24 protein-coding genes are annotated in these 16,993 nt (G+C 65.4%); 9 read left to right on the top strand and 15 right to left on the bottom strand.

The window, feature by feature from the left end:
• Nucleotides 1-2 precede the first annotated feature (2 nt).
• From G6N56_RS09880 to G6N56_RS09870, 3 genes are all read right to left on the bottom strand, one after another.
• On the bottom strand, nucleotides 3-1,727 hold the full coding sequence (locus G6N56_RS09880; RefSeq protein ID WP_085255498.1) for an NAD-binding protein: 1,725 nt from the start codon (nucleotides 1,725-1,727) through the stop codon (nucleotides 3-5).
• Between the two features lie 232 nt (nucleotides 1,728-1,959).
• Complete coding sequence (locus tag G6N56_RS28980; protein WP_232069259.1) at nucleotides 1,960-2,412, bottom strand: transporter substrate-binding domain-containing protein; 453 nt, start codon at nucleotides 2,410-2,412, stop codon at nucleotides 1,960-1,962.
• 191 nt (nucleotides 2,413-2,603) lie between these two features.
• Nucleotides 2,604-2,975 carry a nuclear transport factor 2 family protein gene (locus G6N56_RS09870; RefSeq protein ID WP_085255497.1) on the bottom strand — a complete coding sequence of 124 codons (372 nt, stop codon included), beginning with the start codon at nucleotides 2,973-2,975 and terminating at the stop codon, nucleotides 2,604-2,606.
• 60 nt (nucleotides 2,976-3,035) lie between these two features.
• On the opposite strand from G6N56_RS09870, the gene G6N56_RS09865 reads away from it, so the two are divergent.
• Nucleotides 3,036-3,572 carry an NUDIX domain-containing protein gene (locus tag G6N56_RS09865; protein ID WP_085255496.1) on the top strand — a complete coding sequence of 179 codons (537 nt, stop codon included), beginning with the start codon at nucleotides 3,036-3,038 and terminating at the stop codon, nucleotides 3,570-3,572.
• 160 nt (nucleotides 3,573-3,732) lie between these two features.
• Here the strand turns inward: G6N56_RS09865 and G6N56_RS09860 are convergent, their stop codons facing one another.
• Nucleotides 3,733-4,068: a DUF732 domain-containing protein gene (locus G6N56_RS09860; protein WP_085255495.1), complete on the bottom strand. Its 336-nt coding sequence runs from the start codon at nucleotides 4,066-4,068 to the stop codon at nucleotides 3,733-3,735.
• Between the two features lie 254 nt (nucleotides 4,069-4,322).
• On the opposite strand from G6N56_RS09860, the gene G6N56_RS09855 reads away from it, so the two are divergent.
• Nucleotides 4,323-4,748, top strand: a complete 426-nt coding sequence (locus G6N56_RS09855) for a hypothetical protein (RefSeq protein ID WP_085255494.1) — start codon at nucleotides 4,323-4,325, stop codon at nucleotides 4,746-4,748.
• Between the two features lie 75 nt (nucleotides 4,749-4,823).
• Here the strand turns inward: G6N56_RS09855 and G6N56_RS09850 are convergent, their stop codons facing one another.
• Nucleotides 4,824-5,189, bottom strand: coding sequence for a hypothetical protein (locus tag G6N56_RS09850; RefSeq protein ID WP_085255493.1), 366 nt, complete (start codon nucleotides 5,187-5,189; stop codon nucleotides 4,824-4,826).
• A gap of 253 nt (nucleotides 5,190-5,442) precedes the next feature.
• Here G6N56_RS09850 and G6N56_RS09845 point away from each other — a divergent pair, with 253 nt between their 5' ends.
• From G6N56_RS09845 to G6N56_RS09830, 4 genes are all read left to right on the top strand, one after another.
• Nucleotides 5,443-6,708, top strand: a complete 1,266-nt coding sequence (locus tag G6N56_RS09845) for a low temperature requirement protein A (RefSeq protein ID WP_085255492.1) — start codon at nucleotides 5,443-5,445, stop codon at nucleotides 6,706-6,708.
• A 455-nt stretch (nucleotides 6,709-7,163) separates the two neighbouring features.
• Nucleotides 7,164-7,778, top strand: coding sequence for a Pycsar system effector family protein (locus G6N56_RS09840; RefSeq protein ID WP_142280573.1), 615 nt, complete (start codon nucleotides 7,164-7,166; stop codon nucleotides 7,776-7,778).
• Entirely contained in the window at nucleotides 7,766-8,506 is a 741-nt protein-coding gene (locus G6N56_RS09835; protein ID WP_158090715.1) for an adenylate/guanylate cyclase domain-containing protein, read from the top strand. Before G6N56_RS09840 ends, G6N56_RS09835 begins: the two co-directional genes overlap by 13 nt.
• Nucleotides 8,507-8,524: 18 nt before the next feature.
• Nucleotides 8,525-9,070, top strand: a complete 546-nt coding sequence (locus G6N56_RS09830) for a hypothetical protein (RefSeq protein WP_085255489.1) — start codon at nucleotides 8,525-8,527, stop codon at nucleotides 9,068-9,070.
• Nucleotides 9,071-9,351: 281 nt separating this feature from the next.
• Here G6N56_RS09830 and G6N56_RS09825 read toward each other — a convergent pair whose 3' ends face one another.
• A complete protein-coding gene (locus G6N56_RS09825; protein WP_085255488.1) occupies nucleotides 9,352-9,606 on the bottom strand; it encodes a hypothetical protein in 255 nt (84 codons plus the stop codon).
• A 140-nt stretch (nucleotides 9,607-9,746) separates the two neighbouring features.
• On the opposite strand from G6N56_RS09825, the gene G6N56_RS09820 reads away from it, so the two are divergent.
• Nucleotides 9,747-10,235, top strand: coding sequence for a hypothetical protein (locus G6N56_RS09820; protein WP_085255487.1), 489 nt, complete (start codon nucleotides 9,747-9,749; stop codon nucleotides 10,233-10,235).
• A gap of 31 nt (nucleotides 10,236-10,266) precedes the next feature.
• Here the strand turns inward: G6N56_RS09820 and G6N56_RS09815 are convergent, their stop codons facing one another.
• From G6N56_RS09815 to G6N56_RS09775, 9 genes are all read right to left on the bottom strand, one after another.
• Nucleotides 10,267-10,746, bottom strand: a complete 480-nt coding sequence (locus G6N56_RS09815; RefSeq protein WP_085255486.1) for a hypothetical protein — start codon at nucleotides 10,744-10,746, stop codon at nucleotides 10,267-10,269.
• A 19-nt stretch (nucleotides 10,747-10,765) separates the two neighbouring features.
• Nucleotides 10,766-11,662, bottom strand: a complete 897-nt coding sequence (locus G6N56_RS09810; RefSeq protein ID WP_085255485.1) for a major capsid protein — start codon at nucleotides 11,660-11,662, stop codon at nucleotides 10,766-10,768.
• A 22-nt stretch (nucleotides 11,663-11,684) separates the two neighbouring features.
• On the bottom strand, nucleotides 11,685-12,068 hold the full coding sequence (locus G6N56_RS09805; protein ID WP_085255484.1) for a capsid cement protein: 384 nt from the start codon (nucleotides 12,066-12,068) through the stop codon (nucleotides 11,685-11,687).
• Between the two features lie 17 nt (nucleotides 12,069-12,085).
• Nucleotides 12,086-12,667, bottom strand: a complete 582-nt coding sequence (locus G6N56_RS09800; protein ID WP_085255483.1) for a hypothetical protein — start codon at nucleotides 12,665-12,667, stop codon at nucleotides 12,086-12,088.
• 2 nt (nucleotides 12,668-12,669) lie between these two features.
• Entirely contained in the window at nucleotides 12,670-12,951 is a 282-nt protein-coding gene (locus G6N56_RS29755) for a helix-turn-helix domain-containing protein (RefSeq protein ID WP_408632698.1), read from the bottom strand.
• 340 nt (nucleotides 12,952-13,291) lie between these two features.
• The gene (locus G6N56_RS09790) at nucleotides 13,292-13,969 is read right to left on the bottom strand and encodes a hypothetical protein (protein ID WP_142280570.1); all 678 of its coding nucleotides are present in this window, start codon (nucleotides 13,967-13,969) and stop codon (nucleotides 13,292-13,294) included.
• Nucleotides 13,966-14,250, bottom strand: a complete 285-nt coding sequence (locus G6N56_RS09785) for a hypothetical protein (protein WP_085255480.1) — start codon at nucleotides 14,248-14,250, stop codon at nucleotides 13,966-13,968. The genes G6N56_RS09790 and G6N56_RS09785 overlap by 4 nt, the downstream gene beginning before the upstream one ends.
• Entirely contained in the window at nucleotides 14,247-15,014 is a 768-nt protein-coding gene (locus tag G6N56_RS09780; RefSeq protein ID WP_142280569.1) for a hypothetical protein, read from the bottom strand. Before G6N56_RS09780 ends, G6N56_RS09785 begins: the two co-directional genes overlap by 4 nt.
• Nucleotides 15,011-15,202: a helix-turn-helix transcriptional regulator gene (locus G6N56_RS09775; protein WP_085255479.1), complete on the bottom strand. Its 192-nt coding sequence runs from the start codon at nucleotides 15,200-15,202 to the stop codon at nucleotides 15,011-15,013. The genes G6N56_RS09780 and G6N56_RS09775 overlap by 4 nt, the downstream gene beginning before the upstream one ends.
• A gap of 96 nt (nucleotides 15,203-15,298) precedes the next feature.
• On the opposite strand from G6N56_RS09775, the gene G6N56_RS09770 reads away from it, so the two are divergent.
• Together G6N56_RS09770 and G6N56_RS09765 are read left to right on the top strand one after the other, a co-directional pair.
• Nucleotides 15,299-15,799, top strand: coding sequence for a helix-turn-helix transcriptional regulator (locus tag G6N56_RS09770; protein ID WP_085255478.1), 501 nt, complete (start codon nucleotides 15,299-15,301; stop codon nucleotides 15,797-15,799).
• On the top strand, nucleotides 15,796-16,986 hold the full coding sequence (locus tag G6N56_RS09765) for a tyrosine-type recombinase/integrase (protein ID WP_085255477.1): 1,191 nt from the start codon (nucleotides 15,796-15,798) through the stop codon (nucleotides 16,984-16,986). Before G6N56_RS09770 ends, G6N56_RS09765 begins: the two co-directional genes overlap by 4 nt.
• Nucleotides 16,987-16,993 lie beyond the last annotated feature (7 nt).

The raw sequence follows: 16,993 nt of genomic DNA, 5'->3' as shown, positions 1-16,993 counted from the left end.
GCTCAGCTCGCCTCCGCTTTCGGCGGCAGCTTGTCCCCGACGGCCAGTTGCTGGGGCGGCTGGCCCTTGCGCAGGGTCGCCAGCAGCTCGCGGTAGGGGCCGACGACGTAGACGGTGTCCCCGGCGCAGAGGCGCGCGTCGCGGCGGGGGTGCAGCTTGACCGGCGCATCGTCGCGGGTGATCGCGATGACGCGGGTCTGGGTGGAGAGTTCGAACATCTGCAGCCCGTCGAGCTCGCTCCCGGCGGCGACGTGCATCCCGCCCACCATGAACGAGCGCTGGCCGACCGAGAACGTCCCCAGCACCTGCAGGCCCATCGCGGCGCCGATGAACCAGGGTGCGGCCAGCTCGACGGTGGACCGCACGTTGTCGAAGCCGAACCGCTGAGCGACGGCGGCCCCCAGCGAGCGGTCGTACACCCGGAGCACCAGCGGGACGTCGGGCCGGTGCACCTCGGGCATCACCCGCGGCCCCAGCATCTCGCGCAGGACGATGCCGGTTTCGATGTTGACCATGTCGTCCTGGGTCAGCACCGCGACCGCGCGCGCGTGCTTGACGCCGGCCGATTCCAGCGTCTGGCGCAGCGTGGCGTCCCCGAAGATCACCGGCACGTGCAATTCGGCCGCGACCGACAGGAAGCGGTTGTTCTCGTCCAGCTCGATCACCGCGACGTCATACCCCGCCCGCGCCAAATCGGCGACGACGCGACTGCCGAACGACCCCAGCCCGACGACGATGACGTGGTTGCGCAGGTGTTGGGCCCGTCGGCGGCCGGCGGAATAGGCGAAACGGCGCGAGAGCAGCAGGTCGGCGATGAACGCGACGAGGATCGCGGTGGTCATGACGCCCGCGAACATCAACATGACGCTGAACAGCCGCAGCCAGGTCGGCTGCTGGACGAAGCTGAAGTCGCCGTATCCCACCGTCGCGATGGTCTCCGTGCTGAAGTACAGCGCGTCGATCCACTGCATGCCCGGGCGCTGATAGCTGAAGCGCAGCACGATCGTGGAACCTGCCAGCAGGCACGCGGCGGCCAGCAACGCGCGCGGAAACATCGGGTTGACGTCGTTGCGCAGCGAACGCGCGGCGTCGATCAGCCGGCGCGGCCACGGCCGCCGGTAGCGCGTCGGCGCGGGCCGTGGGACCTTGATGCCGCGGCCGGCGAGCTGGTCGACGGTGCCGATCATCGCCGTCCAATCGCCGGCGCTCACCCGCAAGTCGCGGCCCGGGCACGGCACCACCGCACCCGGATCGGCGGTGTCCTTGCCGTGGATCACCGCCACCGGCGCCAGGTCGCCGTAGATCTCGCGCAGCGTCGCGTCATAGGGGACGTCGGCGCCCGACACCACGAACTCGATGCCCGCCGCCTCGAACGGGTGCGTGGTGTAGGCGAGGCAGGCCTCCACGACGGAGGGCGCCGCGAGCTCGGCCACGTCGAGTATCGCCCCCGGACCGTTGTCGTCGGCCATCGCTTCGCGCAACACGTCGTTGGCCAGCCGCGCCACCACCCGCACGCGTGGATTGGCTCTCCTTGCCAGCAAAGCGATTTCGAGATTCACCGCGTCGTCGTCACCGGCGCAGACGATCGCGACGGCGTGATCGATGCCCACCGCCGCGAGCCCGGCAGGGCTGTCGAGCTTCCCGACGCTGACGCCGGCGTTGTTGAGTTCCTCGATGATGGTCGTGGCCAGCGCGTCGTCGCCGCTGACGATGATGTGGCGGCGCATGTCACGCGCGCTTGGAGTCGTCAGGCATAAACCACCTCTGGTGACAATGGCGTTCGCTCGTTGCTATGACTATCGGGCACCTTGGGAATTTATGCCACTAAATCCGCGCGGGAGTCACGGCCCGACAACGCGGCCCAGCCACTTCTGGCTCGTCGCCGCGTAGCTGCCGTCGTTGGCAATGATGTTGAGCCGTTGGTTGACCCACTGCTGGGTCGTTGTCCCGGTCCGGTGGTCAGGTAGGCCTTCTGCTCGAAGGTGAACGAATGGTGTCCACGTCCACCCCGGACAGCCGGGATGTTGGGTGGCCTGCCAACGGATTTCGGTGGCGTCGGCTTCGCCCGCGATCAACTGGTCGGAGGTGGTGGTGTTGTCGGGGTAATGGATGACGGTTGACGTTGTGCAGGGTCGTCTTGTCGAACTGGGCGTTGGTGCCGCCGGGGTCGATGTCGGCCAGCGACTGGTATTTCGACAGGTCGGCGCATCGCACGACGGCGGCCTTCCCGTCGCGCAGGTATGGCGCCGAGTTCAGCGCCTTCTGGGCCCGGTCAAGGGTGATGGTGACGCCGCCCATCGCCAGGTGGTATCGGTTGTCGAGGCCGTTGAGCAGAGCGGACCACGTGGTGGGCACCAGTTCGACCGCGACATGCAGCCGGTGGGCCAGGTCTCCGGCCAGGTCGATGTCCAATCCGCTGCGGCGTCCCGCGCATCGCGGCAGCTGAGGGGTGGGTAATCCCGGTGCTGCAGACGCGCGCGGTGCCCACGTCGACGATCCCATCCAGGTCGGGCTGAGGCGCCGCCGGTGTGCGGCAGGGGGCGCACAGCGTGAGCGCGAACAATGCGGCCACGGCCGGGTGTCGCCCCACGGGACCGGTTTCGCTAGACGGGTTTGACGTCGGCCGGCGACCAGAACGCCCGCATCGACGTGATCTTCGCGTCCTCGTTGAACGCCATCAGCGAGATGGGCGCGATCTGCGTTCGGCCACCGTCGGCCTCGAGCGTGAGGCGCCACAGAAACGCCGCCTCGCTGCCGGCGACCCGCAGTTCGGTCAGTTCGGTCGTCTTCTGGGCGTCCTGGAACGCCGCGTAGAACGCGCGGATGGCCTCGTGCCCGCGCAGGGGGTCGGATCCGATGGGATCCTCGACGGTGGCGTCGGCGGCGTAGAGGGTCAGGATGTCGTCGGCGGTGCCGTCGGCGACGAGCTCGAGGTAGCGGTTGACGCTCTGGGTGATGGCTTCCTGGGACGGCATGGATTCGGACGCTACATCGTCGCCACCCGGCCGCCGCCGCGGTCCGGCGATACTGGCGGTGTGCCCTTCATCGAACGCGTCGCGTCCCGCGAGATCTACCGCAACCCGTGGCTCGTGCTCAGGGAGGACGAAATCCGCCGCCCCGACGGAAGCCCCGGCATCTACAGCGTGGTGGACAAACAGACGTACGCGCTCGTGATGGCCTACGACGGCGGCCGCTTCCGGTTGGTGGAGCAGTTCCGGTATCCGCTCGGCGCTCGGCGCTGGGAGTTCCCGCAGGGCACCGCGCCCGATCTTGCCGAGGCGGAACCGTCGGAGCTGGCCGCGCGCGAGCTGCGTGAGGAAACCGGTTTACGGGCCACGACGTTCGAGCCGCTCGGGCAGCTCGACGTGGCTCCCGGAATGACCAGCCAACGAGGATGGGTCTTTCTGGCGACCGGGATCGTCGAGGGCGAATCGGACCGAGAGCACGAGGAACAAGACATGCGCAGCGCCTGGTTCAGCCGCGAGGACTTCGAGGAGATGATCCGCTCCGGGGTGGTCACCGACGCGCAGTCGATCGCCGCCTACGGTCTGTTCCTGCTCGCGGGACGTTGAATCAGGAGCCATCGAGATCGACGTCAACGCGAAAAGTGCGAGTGACCAGCGCTAACGCCGATCTCGGTTGTCGCCAAAGCCGATTCGCAGCCAAGCAAGCCCACCGAAACAACCGTCGTGCGGGGGACCCCGCCGGGCCCCCACACGACGGTCCTGCATATCAAGCCGATGTGACGTACTGGGGGCAGTAGGCCGACGCGGCGTCGACGGAAAACGTCTTGGCGCCCTTGGCGCCCAGGCCCGTGGTCTTGGCCACCGCGTTGATGACCTCCTTGCTCGAGTAGCCCTGGTCGAGCGCTTTGCACACCCCGTGCGCCTCGCTGACGGCGGCCGCGGCGCTCGGTGGCGTGATCCCGTCGGCCGACAGCTGGGCGAGGAAGGCGTCGTCCATCGAGCTGGCGCCGGCGGCGCCCGCCAGGCCCAGTGCGGTCAGGCCGAGCGCGGCGGCCGTGAGGGTGGTGCCCGCCACGGAGGCGGTGAAACGGCGAGCGAACATGGAAAACTCCTCGTGCTGTTGATTCGGTGGGGCGCTTCCTGCGCCTGAAGACAGAATCGGTAGCCGGCCTTTACAAGTTCTCAACAAATTGTTGACACCAGCTCAACACGGATTTCCTAGCGCGCCGTCGACCCGTGGTCGAAAAACACCGCGAATTGCGCGCAGCAAAGCTGTCAAGTCGCGGGACATCTGAACGTGTGATAGACCAAAAACACTGCTGACACGACGATTAGCGCTATAGAGGGGGCAACGGCATGGCAATCGCAAAAGGCTTCGCCGCAACCGCGGTGTTCGCCGGCGTAGCTTTCGGCGCCGCCGGCATGGCGTGGGCCGACACTCCGACCATGGACGGCAGTTACACCGAAACCTCGACATCGCCGGACGGCAAGACGGTTTCCACCTCTTGGTCGGTCAACTCTTGCGGGGACGGATGCATCTACATAAAGGCCGGAGCCGGCGGTCATCAAGCGCATTTGGTCGATGGTCAGTGGGTGTCGGACACGTTCAACGACGCGTTGTGTCCGGATGGTTCGTATGTCATGTACGCCTCCAAGGCCCATATGACATGGGACCCGAATACCCTTGCGGGCACGGCAGACCTCACCTACATCATCCCAGCCTGCGGCAAGCCGGCAGGGTACACGCAGACCAACAAGATCGAGATCAAGCAGTCATCCTGACGTGTTGGTCTCCAGACCTCCTAAGCCACAACGAATTTGGCGCGTATCTAGAACGTGATCAACGCTGGCGCGCGCTTACTTTTGCGACGCGTAAAGGCTGCGGCACGCGAACAGGTCGACGACGGTTGCCGATCCGATCACTGCGGCGGCCACGTACGGCGCCGCGGCGCTATTTCGGCGACCCAGCAGAGCGAAGTAGGCGGCGGTCGGCGGATTGGCGGCGGCGCGCGCCAGCATCCACCGCCAGCGCGGGCGTTGGGTCAGCAGTCCCCAGGCGATCGCCAGGTCGACGACACCGATGAGCGCGAGCGGTCGCGTAGCGTCCTGGACGCCGATCGCGCGTGCTGCCGTACGGGGCGCTGATGCCAGCGCGGCACCGATGGCCGCGGTGATCAGTCCAACCCCGGTCGCGATGGTCTCGGCTTTGAGCGGAGAATTCACCGTCGGGCCTCTCTCTTCGAAGGGGCGACGAGCTGTTCAACCCTCATTCTCCACCCGTGAACCGGTCGGCGCGGGTACACATGGCCGGCCCCCGCTGACGCCCGCCTCATCTGTTGAACCCCCTGGGGTGCGCCGATATCGTTGACCAGCGACGGTCGTCGCGTCCGCGTGGGCCCGCAGGGAGGTCGGAGCCTTGACCGAAGTCGAGTGCCGACGACCTGCCCGCCTCGTCCCTACGCATCACCTGCGCCGGATGACCGGGCGCGATCCGGACGAGCGCGGCCGGGTTTCGACGCCACTCGAGCTGCTCTTCGACTTGACCTTCGTCGTCGCCTTCGGGGTGTCGGCGTCCGAGTTCACCCACCAGCTCATCGCCGACCACGTCGGTGGCGGGTTGCTCGGCTTCGCCTTCACGACGTTCGCGGTGTGCTGGGCGTGGGTCAACTTCAGTTGGTTCTCGTCGGCCTACGACACCGACGACTGGGGGTATCGCCTGACCACGATGCTGCAGATGGTCGGTGTCGTCGTCCTCACGATGGGCATACAGCCGGTGTACGCCTCGATCGAGGAGGGCAATCACGTCGACAATCGGGTGCTCGTCGCCGGCTACGTCGTGATGCGAATCGGGATGGTATTTCAGTGGTTACGCGCGGCCAGGCAAGACGCGGCTCGGCGCAGGGCATGCCTGACCTATGCGATCACGATCTCTGCGGCGCAGTGCGGATGGGTTGCCTCGACCTTGCTGCACACCTCGGTTCCGGCGACGATGGCGATCTACACCGCCCTGATGTTCGTCGAGGCTCTGGGACCGTGGATCGCCGAGCGTCGGCGCGGCGGAACCCCGTGGCACGCGGACCACATCGCCGAGCGCTACGGCCTGCTCACGATCATCGCACTCGGCGAGGGCGTCTTCGGCACGGTCGCCTCGCTGACGGCCGTGGTTGCCGCACAAGGCTGGACGGTGGATGCGGCGCTGGTGGCCCTGGCGGGAATCGGCCTGACCTTCGGCATGTGGTGGATGTATTTCGTGCTCTCTCCCGGACCGATCCTGCACGCCCACCGGGATCGGTCGCTGGCGTTCGGCTACGGCCATATCGTCATCTTCGCCACGGTCGTCGCGACCGGGGCCGGTCTGAATGCCGCCTCCTATTTCCTCGATCACCACTCCGCGCTTGACTCGGCGCAGACGGTGGCGACGGTCGGGGTGCCGGTGGGCGTCTACATCGTCGGAATCTTCGCCGTGTACGCCTACCTGGTCCGCGGACTTGATGTGGTCTTTGCCGCGGTGCTGATGTTCGTGGCGGCGCTGCTGGGCGCGGCGGTTCTGCTGGCGTCGTTGGGCATAGCGATGGCGGTGTGTCTCCTCGTCGTCACGATGGCCCCCATCGCCGTCGTGATCGGCTTCGAAACCGTCGGCCACCGCTTCGCGGAAAAAGCTGTCGCCCGGGCATTGTGCGGGCCGGAAGATGACGAGGTGAACGTCGAAACGTCCGTCACTTCAGACGGACCATCGACGTGAGTAGCGGCAGGCGCCCGGGAATCAAGCATTTCGGCTGGTAGAAAGGGTGCCCCCGGCAGGATTCGAACCTGCGGCCTTCTGCTCCGGAGGCAGCTCAGACCCTTCCGCGCCCTTCCGCGCCCATTCGTCCGCGTCGCCGGATATGCTGCCTGACCTGCGGCAACAGTTCGTGCCTTGCCGCAGCCTTCCGCACCCGTTCGCCGGGGAGTTTCGATCGAGTTGTGACACCGTCGTGACACTGAACACCCCAAATCGGCAGGTTGCCAGGTGATCTGAGCCTTCCTCCTCAGAGTGACCTTCGATCCCCGGTGTGATTAGTGAGGCCAGCGTGATGGCTGTGCTTATACATCACGGCAGCCCACCCGCGGGCAACGCCGGCCACCGGCGTGTCGCATGGTTTCGACACTGACGCGATGTAAGGCTGAAGCGAGGACAGTGCGAGGAAAGCAGGAGCGGTGACACAACCCGTGCAGGGCCGCGTTCGCCGCCGCCTGCTCCAGTGGTTAAGACAGGAGTTGGAGACCGCGGCCACCCCGGAGCCTGACACTGATCCCGATCCCGAACAGGCTTGGAAAGCGCTGACACTAGTTAACGACTGGATTAGGCATAGCGAAACAAAAGCCGGGGTCGTGCTGACCGCCGCGGGCGTAGCGGGCGGTGTCCTTTACAACTTGATCAAGGACCAGATGGAGGGCCAGCACCGTCTTCCTTGCTACCTCGTAGGCCTTGCCGTGTCCTGCAGCGTGCTCATCTTCGCAGCGGGCGGCTTTGCCGCAGCGGCGCTCATACCGCGACGCAAGATTAGGGGCCAACCAGAGGACTTCAGCAACTTGCTCTACTACTCGCATATAGCTCGCCGATTTGCGGATGATGCACCGTCGTACCACGAAGTACTGAAAGCACTAACGTCCGATCCGCACGAATTAGTGCGCCATATCGCAAATCAGGTGCACGCCAACTCGATGGTCGCGCATCGCAAATTTGAATGCACAAAATGGAGCATCATCGCTTTGATTGGCGTTCTAGTATTACTGGCGTTTCTCGCCGCATTACTAGGGTGGGCGAAATAATGGAAAGTAATTACAAAGAATACAATTTCTACAGCAGCCTACGTAGAATCGACGAGATACTTGCGACTCCCAGAGGTAACTACGAAGAAGTTGACCAGCTGCCTGATCGGTCGAGGCTGACATTCACTAACGGGTTTTACGCCAATTGCTCTGCAGTGTTTGTCGATCTCCGCGACTCATCCTCGCTGCCCACGTACTATCAGCGTCCTGCACTTGCGAAATTGTATCGGGCATACATATCTGAAGTCGTTGCCGTCCTTAATTCGATTACGAAGACGAAGGAAATCAACATAGTCGGCGACGGAGTTTGGGCAGTAATTAACACGCCCTGGAAATCAGACATAGATGATGTTTTCACCGGCATGTGTAAAATAAACAGCTTAATGAAAGTTTTGAACTGCAAGTTGCGCAAGGCCGGTTATGACAAAGTCGAAATCAAGGCGGGTATCGGCGCCGAATGGGGTCGAGCCTTGATGATTAAGGCTGGTTACGAAGGAAGTGGCATCAACGACGTCGTCTATATGGGTGATGTGGTCAATTATGCAGCGAAACTGGCAGCGAAGGGCAACCAGCGATACGCACCTCCTATGTATATAGGGAATGGATTCGCGGGCAATCTAAACGAAGAAAACCAACGTTTCCTGAAACAGGATTGGACGAACGGTTGCTACACCGCAGACACCGTCATGACACACATGCAGAACTGGTATGACGAAAATTGCACTTAGGCTATCGGTGGGTACGGTTTGACCGTCGCAGCGTTTGTTCTCGGTCTGCTCGGCTTCGGTGTCGGCGTCGCCTCGCTCACCTGGCAGATCTACACATTCCTCATGCAAGGCGCGCGGCCGAAGCTGACCCCAATCGTCGGCATGGTTATGGCTGGCGGCACGATGAGGGTCACTCACGACGCCACCCTGACCAACGCCCGACAGTCGTTGGAGATTGCGGCACAGCAGTTTTCGCCGGGTCCGCTAATTGCCGGTGTGAAGGTCGTAAACGCAGGGCGCGCGCCATTTCACGTCGCCGCTTGGGCGATCCGTGCGGACCCGACCGGCGTATCGTTCAACGCCCTGGGTGAACAGATCGGATCGCCTGAAGTGCCATGCGACATTCCGGCGGGGGCGGAGCAGATCTTCTTCACCCGCTACGAGGGGGCGCGCAATTTGAAGGTGGGCGCCGACAGCATCGAAGACAAGCCGCACCGGATAGTTGTCACCGTGTCGAGCGGCGGTCGCACCTTCGTCTCCAAACCGATGGCACCGGAGTCGTTGGCGCTGAAGGATTTCGCATAATCCACGGGGGCGGCGTGCATTCCTCGCAGCACCGGTTCTGTTGCATACGAGTCGCTTTCACATGCCTAAGCACCCCATGCGGCACCGAGAATCCCCGCGCTCGTTGAGCGTCCGCGCGAAAAAAATCCGTGTCGCAAAAATAAAAACCGACTACCTCGGTGCGGAGTCAGGCGCCCGGCCCCCTCGATAAATCTGCGCTAGATGTGGCCAAGCCATCCGTGGCTCTCCATCCCGTGCGGTTAGTTAGCCCGCTTCGGGGTCCTCGCATCTTGCAAGACCGGCTAGGTTGCCGTTCCTCTGGTGTGATGCAACTCAGCGTCCAACTGGGCCTTGCCGACGGTGTCGAACCGGCCGAGGTCCTCCTCGGAATCGTTATCGTCGACGAGCCGTAGCGCCCATACCTCACTCGGGTCGTTTGGCTGATCAACCGGCCAAATCTCGTAACGCTGGCCCGCGCCGGTTCCGGTGTAGGCGAAGAGCCCGTCTTGGTCGATGCCGTTCAACGTTCGCTTCAGCTCTCCCCAGGTGAGTGGCATGAGTTGTTCTTCCTTTCTCCACGGCACCCCCTTCCAGGTGCCTACACTCCTTTACGTGGCTCCGAGCAGGCTTTCCAGTGCGCGATGCCCGGCCCGGACAGACGCCCCGAACGGGTTGCCCGATCTGGGATGATTCGGTGATGACCGACGTCACTCTGGCCAGTGCCCTCATCAGTGGCATCCCCTCCATGCTGGTCGCACTAGTGGGCGTAGGTGGTGTCATTTACACCCAGCGGCAAGCTGATGCACGGCAGGATCGGATCGCGGCAGCAAGCCGGGAGTTCGAGCGCGAGGCAAGGACGCTCGACAAGCGCCGTGAGGCCGCCGCGGAGCTCACCACAGCAGTATGGCAACTTGCGGCACACAGCCGCGATGTAGTCCCAGAGGGCGGAGAATTTGCAGACCTCGAGCCGCGAGAAACGGCCGCCGTCTATCGCGCTCATTCAATAGCCTTGATGGTGTTGGACGCGAAAGGCCGCGCAGCGGCTCAAGCACTATTCGACACGCTGGTGACATTCGTCGGAGATTTTTCAGAGAAACAGTGGGAAGCGATCAGCGACGCGGAAGACACCCTGATTGCCGTCATCAACGGAGAGCAGCAAACGCCTCCAAACACCGCCGAGCAGTAGGCGCCCTTCCAGGGAACCGGCGTCTGGGCATTCAGTAGAACCACTGGCCGGCGTCGGCGGTGTCACGGCTGGTGTCGGCGCTGTGCCCTATCGCCGAGAGCGGTATCGCGGTTTCGTCGGGGACGGCGGCCAGGACGTCGGCCATGCCGGGGTCAGCTTCGATGAGCGACACCCAATGCTTGCTGCGCGCGGCGGTGATCTTGCCGCGGTTCACCGCGTCATCGACGGTGGCTTCGATCTTGGCTTTGGCGGCTGCGGCGGCGATCCGGCGGCCTTCCTGGGCGTCGCGGCGCAGTGCTGCGGCGGTGTCGCTGTCGAGCAGCTCTAGCCCGTGTTTCTTGGCCGCGGCGGCGACCTGCGAGGCTGAGGCCTCGTCAGGCGCCGGCAGCATCGGGTCGCGGGTGACGTCCTTGACGGTGTCGATCACCAGGCCCAGGTCGTCGGTGTCCTCGGGCAGGCCCAGCAGGGCGAGCAGGACCGCGGCCTGCGTGTCGTCGAATGTGAGAGCCATTGTGCGTCAATCCTTTTCGTTAGGAGAGGCCGGTGATCTTCTTGGCGGCGTAGGGCCGGTCGATGGCGAACGCCGGCACGCAGTAGGCCTGCACGATCCATTGGCGCGTGGCGGGGTCGCGCCACGTTTCCACGGTCAGCGGGACTTCGAAGCCCACCACCCCTAAATTGCCTTTCTGGCACACATACGCCGTGCCGGCTGGCAGGCGGGGGTTGACGAACATGCCATTGGTGAACCCGGCCGAGGCCAGCATGTCGTCGAGCCGGTCGGCGTAGGCGGTCCGCAACTGCCTGGCCTGCTCCGGATGGACCACGAGCAGGTCGTAGACGACGCCGAGCTCCTCGAGGTCGGCCATCTCCTGCACCTCAGCGAAGTGCGCGGTAGGCCGATCAGCGGAGGCGGTTATCTGGTCGAGCGGGCCGACGAACACCAGGTCGTTCCACGTGGTCGCGGTCGCGAGGCTGCCGATGTCGGCGGCTTGCAAGGCGTCCACTGTGCGCGTGTCCAGCTTGCGACAGATTTCGTTGCTAAGTTGAGTGGTCTGCTGGTCGAGGTAGTTGACGTTGTTGCGCCAGATGGCTTCCTCGGGCACCTCGAATTTCCCGCCCCAGTCTTCGACGGCCGCCAGCTTCGGGGTGGGGTCCACGCCCTCGACGACGGCGTAGGAGGTACCCGGCATGCGCTGCTCGAGGCTGCCGGCGATGAAGAAGTCCGACGCTTGCACGCTGTTGTACAGCAGCGCGCCGCCTTGGAGCTTGGCGCCGTGCTGCCGCAGGAACTTGGGTAGCAGGATCTGCGGGTCGGCCAGCCTGGCGATCTGATCACGGATGAGCGTCGGCGTTTTCAACGCGGCATCGACCGTCAACTGCCGCCCGGTAAGCGACGGGATCAGTGGGCTGGTAACGGGATTGGTCATGGCGTGAGTTCCTCTCGGGTCCTTAGGCGGGGAAGGCGACCTGCGCGATTCCGCCGTTCGGGGCGGACGCGATGGCTTGGCCGACGACGATGCCAGTCGTCGCGGTGACGGCGGTCCCGCCGGCGCCGACCTGGATCGCATCGCCGGCGGTGATCGCCCCGCCCGCGCGGACTTTCACCACACCGCCCCGGGCGACGCGGACAAGCACGCCGGCCGCGGCATCCCACGCGGCGACCCCGAACGCGCGGCTACCGGCCGCGGCGGGCGCCACGCTGACGTTGCCGGTGCCGGCGCTGCGGTCACCGCTGATCGCGACGAACTGGCGTTCGGTGACGGCCGCGGTTGCCATGCCGGTGATGTCTTGGCCGGGCGAGTAGACGTACGGGGCTGTGAGGGTCGTGCTCATCGAACTGGGGTCCTCTCCTAGGCCGGTGTGGCGGCGATAGTGGTGAGTCGTTGGATTCGGGTGCGCCGCGCGCGGGCCACGGCGACCGCGCGGGCGCGCGCGGCGCCGCCATGTGCTGGTGTCGCCGCAACCACGAGCCGGCGGGACGCCGCCGCGGCCACGCCGTACAGGTCGGTGAGGTCGGCCAGCGTTTCGACGCCGGGCGCGGTCTCGCCCAACAGCGCCACGGCGGTCAGGACCAGCGGCCATACGGTGCCGTCCGGCGCGGTGTAGTCGATCAGCGCCTCGACGGACCGCGACGGATACGAGTGCGGCAAGCACGCAGCGACCGCAGCGGGCACATCCACGAAATCACCAACCAGCGTGTCGCCCCCGTCAGCCAGACGCAGGTTGTCGATGCGTCCCAGCGCGGGGCCGCCGTCGAAGCGCGGGTCGTTGTGCCCGATCTTGAGCACCGGCTTGCGCAGCACCCCGGCGCGGTGCGCGGCCACCGCCGCCGCCAGGTCATCCGCCGTGACCCTCCACTCGCCGCTGGCGGTCGACCACGTGCCGACCTTGATCAGCTCGACCCCGCGGATCGTGCGCAGGTTAGCCGGCATAGCTACCGCCGCTTGGATGTTCGGCGTTCGCCGTATTCGATGACCGTTGCGGCCGGGTAGAGCCAGCGCGATCCGGTGCGGTGCGCGGGGAGGTGGCCGTGTCGGCGGAGGTATCGGACGTTGGCCGTGCTGCACCCGATGACGGCTGCTGCCTCTGCCGTCGTGAGTAGGTCATACGCCCGAACTTCCCCCGGATCCCGATTTTTCGCACGGCCACTTACGCTTTCGTTTGCGCTTGCGCTAGGCGCGCCCTGTTTGGGCACTTCGCGGCGCAAACGGCGCATGAGGTCCGCGGCCCGCGCCGAGGGCGTGCCGAGGCGGCCGGCGGCATGGTCCAAGACCTGCAAGAGGTAGGCGGCGTCGTCGTCGGAGATCAGCACACCGGTGAATCGCTGGATCACAAGTCACCAGCCCGGAGGATTCGCCGACGAGTTGGGCGGTCTCGCCCCGAGTGCGCAGCCGTTGGCGTGGTCCTTCGGCTCGTATGACTCGGCGCCGCAGGTGCAGCGGCGCAGCTCCCGGGGCCACTCGTCAGGGTGAGCGCCGCCGATGCTCGGTCCACGATCCTCGCCGCGGTCACGCTGTTCGACGCCCGGTGATTCACGCGGCCAGCCGCGGGACCGGTTAGACATCGGTCGGCCCGGTGCCGGCGGCGCCGATGACGGCGTCCGGGTACAGCATCGCGCCGGTGACGGCAGCGAGCTGGGCCACCAGCGCCGCGTCCAGCGCGGCCGGTTCTATGGTGCCATCGGCGCCGGTGTGCGCATGGACGATCGGGCCGACGAGGCAGAACACCGCGCGCAGGGTCAGCGCGGGCCGCTCGTAGCACTCCCGGATCGCGAGTTCGGTTGCGGCGGCAGCCATTTCCTGGTCGTCGCGCAACCGGCCAAGGGCTGCCATAGCGGCGGCGCGGCGGCAGCGCAGCCAGAAGTCCACGTCGCCGCCGATGAGTCGCTGCGCGAATCGCTCGCGTGCGCCATCGGTCAGGGATTTTGCAGCCGTGCGGGTCATGCTGATCACCGCGGCCTCGGCGCCCACCCGGTCGACCAGCTGGGCTCGGCCAGCGATGGCGGCCTGGATCATGTCGCGGTCGGAAGTGTCGACGCTGGCGACGATCATCCGGGCGGCAGCGCGGGGTAACTGGTCGATACCGGTGCCTGCGATCGCCGCGAAGTTCGCGGCTGCCTCGATACCCGGATCCGCACCCGCCAGGCACCACCAGACGGCCATCGCCGCGGCGTGGTCCTGACACCATGCAGCGCGCCGCGCCACAGCCTGGTTATTGGCCGAGGGTCCGGTCATCGCAGCGCGCCTTGCGCGCATGCCGGGCAGTCGTCGCGGTCGTTCACGCGGTCGCACAGCCAGCCACCGTTGAGCAGGTAGCCGTCCACCAGGGCGTCGGTCTCGTCATCCGGGATGACGGCGGCGGCGCACACCCGCAGCTCGAGGCGTACGCCGCACTCGCACTCGACCGCTACGGGCTTGGTCCACTCGCCTAGCAGCTCGACGCCTTCATCGGTGATCAGGACGTGGTCACCCTCGGGAACGACCATCGGGGTGTTGGGGCTCAGTTCGGCGGTCATGATTGGTTCTCCTTGGTGCTGATAGTTGGAAACTGTCGGAAGTTGGGGTGTTCTGGGCAATCGGACAGGTCATCGAGGCGGCCAGCAGCGTCGCAGTCGCATTCGTCGATGGCCCTGCGGATAGCGTCACGGAGTGTCCGCCGTTGTTTTTCGCGTGCGGCGTCCCACGCGTCGCGTCGCTCGCGGTAATTGCCGCATGGTGGGCAGGAGCGGGTCGTGCCGGCAGGCATGTGGTCGGGGCAGAAGCGAGGTGGGGGCTTCTCTCTGTCAAGGAACTCCGTCAGAGATACGTCAAGTACGACAGCTGGGTGTCGGTATCCAATCCCTGTTTTGTCGGTATCCAACGCCGGTTTTGTCGGTATCCAACTTTCGGATGCCGACACCTGGGTGTCGGAACCATCAGCGTTGGATTCCACCACTTGGATGTCGGAACCTGGATTGGCGGATACCGCCACCCAGTTGTCGGGATCCAGTTGTCGGATTTCGTATTTGGGCGCCCGCGCCCGGTGGCTGTTCTTGAAACCAGGCTCAACGAGGTCAATGATTTTGGCGTCTCTGAGATCCTGCACCGCGCGCTCCGCCGTGCGCTTCGAAGCGCCATACAGGACCGCTCGAATGTGGTCCCAGCGCACCGACCCTTGACGAGTGTGCGTCTCAGCCTTCTCCGCGATCGCGATCAGGGCATGGAATCCACGTGCAGACAGTCCGCGGGTGCGCAGCGCGTCGGCCGCGGCAATGACCTCGCCGACGAGCTGTCCACTCACACCACGCCGCCCCTGGTGGTCGCCTCCTCTTGGGTGGCGATCCACAGCTCGACAGCTTCGCGTCGGTACAAAATCCGGCGACCGAGGCGGAACGAAGCCGGCCCCTGGTTGGCGTGCCGCCAATAACGCAAGGTGGCCTGCGGCAGCCCCGTTAGTTCGCTGACCTGCGCGGCCGTCAGAAACTCCACCTGCTATCTCCAATCCATATGATGTTTGTCAACACTATATTGGATAGTACCGACTTGGAGATGTGTGGTCACACTGAAATGGTTTAGTCTGTTGGCATGGCACCAGTAGAGGCAGCGCGGGCAGAGGGCATTTTCGCCGAGAACCTGCGGGTCTTGCGGGACGCAGCGGGAATGAGCCAGTCGCAATTTGCCCGGGCGATGAGCGACCGAGGTTTCAACTGGCAGCAAGTCACCGTCTACAAAGTCGAGAAGAAACACCGCCAGATCCAGCTCGGCGAAGCCGAGGCCGCGGCGCGAATCTTGAATGTCCCACTCCAACAGATGATTCGCGCCGATAGCGAGACCGCAGTCCAACTGCAACGAATTCGCCTGCGAGCATGGCGGTTGCGTGATGCGCGGCTAAAGATGGTCGATGCAGTCGACGACTACGAGTTGGTGCGTACGGAGCTACGCGCAGCGATCGACGACGCGGCCGGGCTTCTACCGGCGAAGGAATCCGAGGAGCTACGCCGAGAGGCCAGCCTCGACGCAATCAACGACTTTGCGGCGCTGAAGCGAATGGCCAAGCCTGCAGACGAGGAGCCCGGAGCCGAATGAATAGACGGCAACTTCCCCCGCAGATCAAAAAGATCGAAGTCACCGACCGCAAAACCGGGAAATCCGTTGTCCGGTACCAACTTACGGTCGACGCAGGGCTCAATCCGCAGACGGGCAGGCGGCAACAGGTCCGCCGCCGGTACGCGACAGAGAAACAAGCCCGCGATGCGCTTGCTGAGATCGGCCAGCAGGCGGCCACCGACCAATTCGTGCCGCGCAAAGCGGTCACCGTCGACGAGCTGTGCGCCGACTGGCTGACCTCGCTGCACAACGCCCGCGCGACGACGCTCAACGCCTATCGGTACGCGCTGGCGCCGCTGCGGGAGCGCCACGGCGACATGCCGGTGCAGAAACTCACCCGGCCGGACCTCGACCGGCTACTGACTGAGTTGCGGGAAGGCGGATCCGAGACCGCGAAGGGCCACGCCAGGCGCGCATGGTCGCCGCGATCGCTCAATAAGGCGGTGGACGCTTGGCGCGCGGTGCTCGATTACGGGATGGAACGCCGCGAGCTCGCCCGCAACGTCGCCGCCGCGATGAAGAAGGTGCCGCGCGTGCACACGGAGATGGCGACGTACACACCCGACGAGATCCGCCGGGTGCTGCGTGCCGCCGACAAGGACCGCAGCGGCCACCTGTGGTATCTGGCGTTGTCGGGGCTGCGGCGCGGCGAGATCGCCGGCCTGATGTGGTCCGACATAGACCTGGCCGCGGGCACCCTCACCGTGGCGCGCAACCGGGTGCAGGCCGGCGCGGGCAACGTCGTCGAGGGCGACCCCAAGACGCTCGCGTCGCGGCGCACGCTGCCACTCGACGACGGCCTAGTGGGGGTCCTCAAACGCGCTTCGGCCCGCTACGCGCAGGAACGCCTCGCGCTGGGCGCGGCGCACGCAGACAGCGGTTATGTGGCGGTTAACGAGGCGGGGGAGCCGTACACGCCCGACGCGCTGACCCGGATGTGGCGCAAACTGGCCAAGACGGCGGGTGTGCGCCCGATCCGGCTGCATGACGCTCGTCACTCCTGCGGCACCGCGATGCACCTGCGTGGTGTGCCGATCGCGGTCATCGCCAAGTGGCTCGGCCACTGCGACCCCGCGACCACAGCACGGCTGTACACCCACAGCCAGGACGACGCGCTGAAAGCTGCCAGCGCAACGCTTGGCCAAGTTGTTACGGCGCACCACTGATCTGCGC

The organism is Mycobacterium saskatchewanense (assembly GCF_010729105.1).
Taxonomy (GTDB): Bacteria; Actinomycetota; Actinomycetes; order Mycobacteriales; family Mycobacteriaceae; genus Mycobacterium; species Mycobacterium saskatchewanense.
This window is presented reverse-complemented; position numbering and strand designations above follow the sequence as displayed.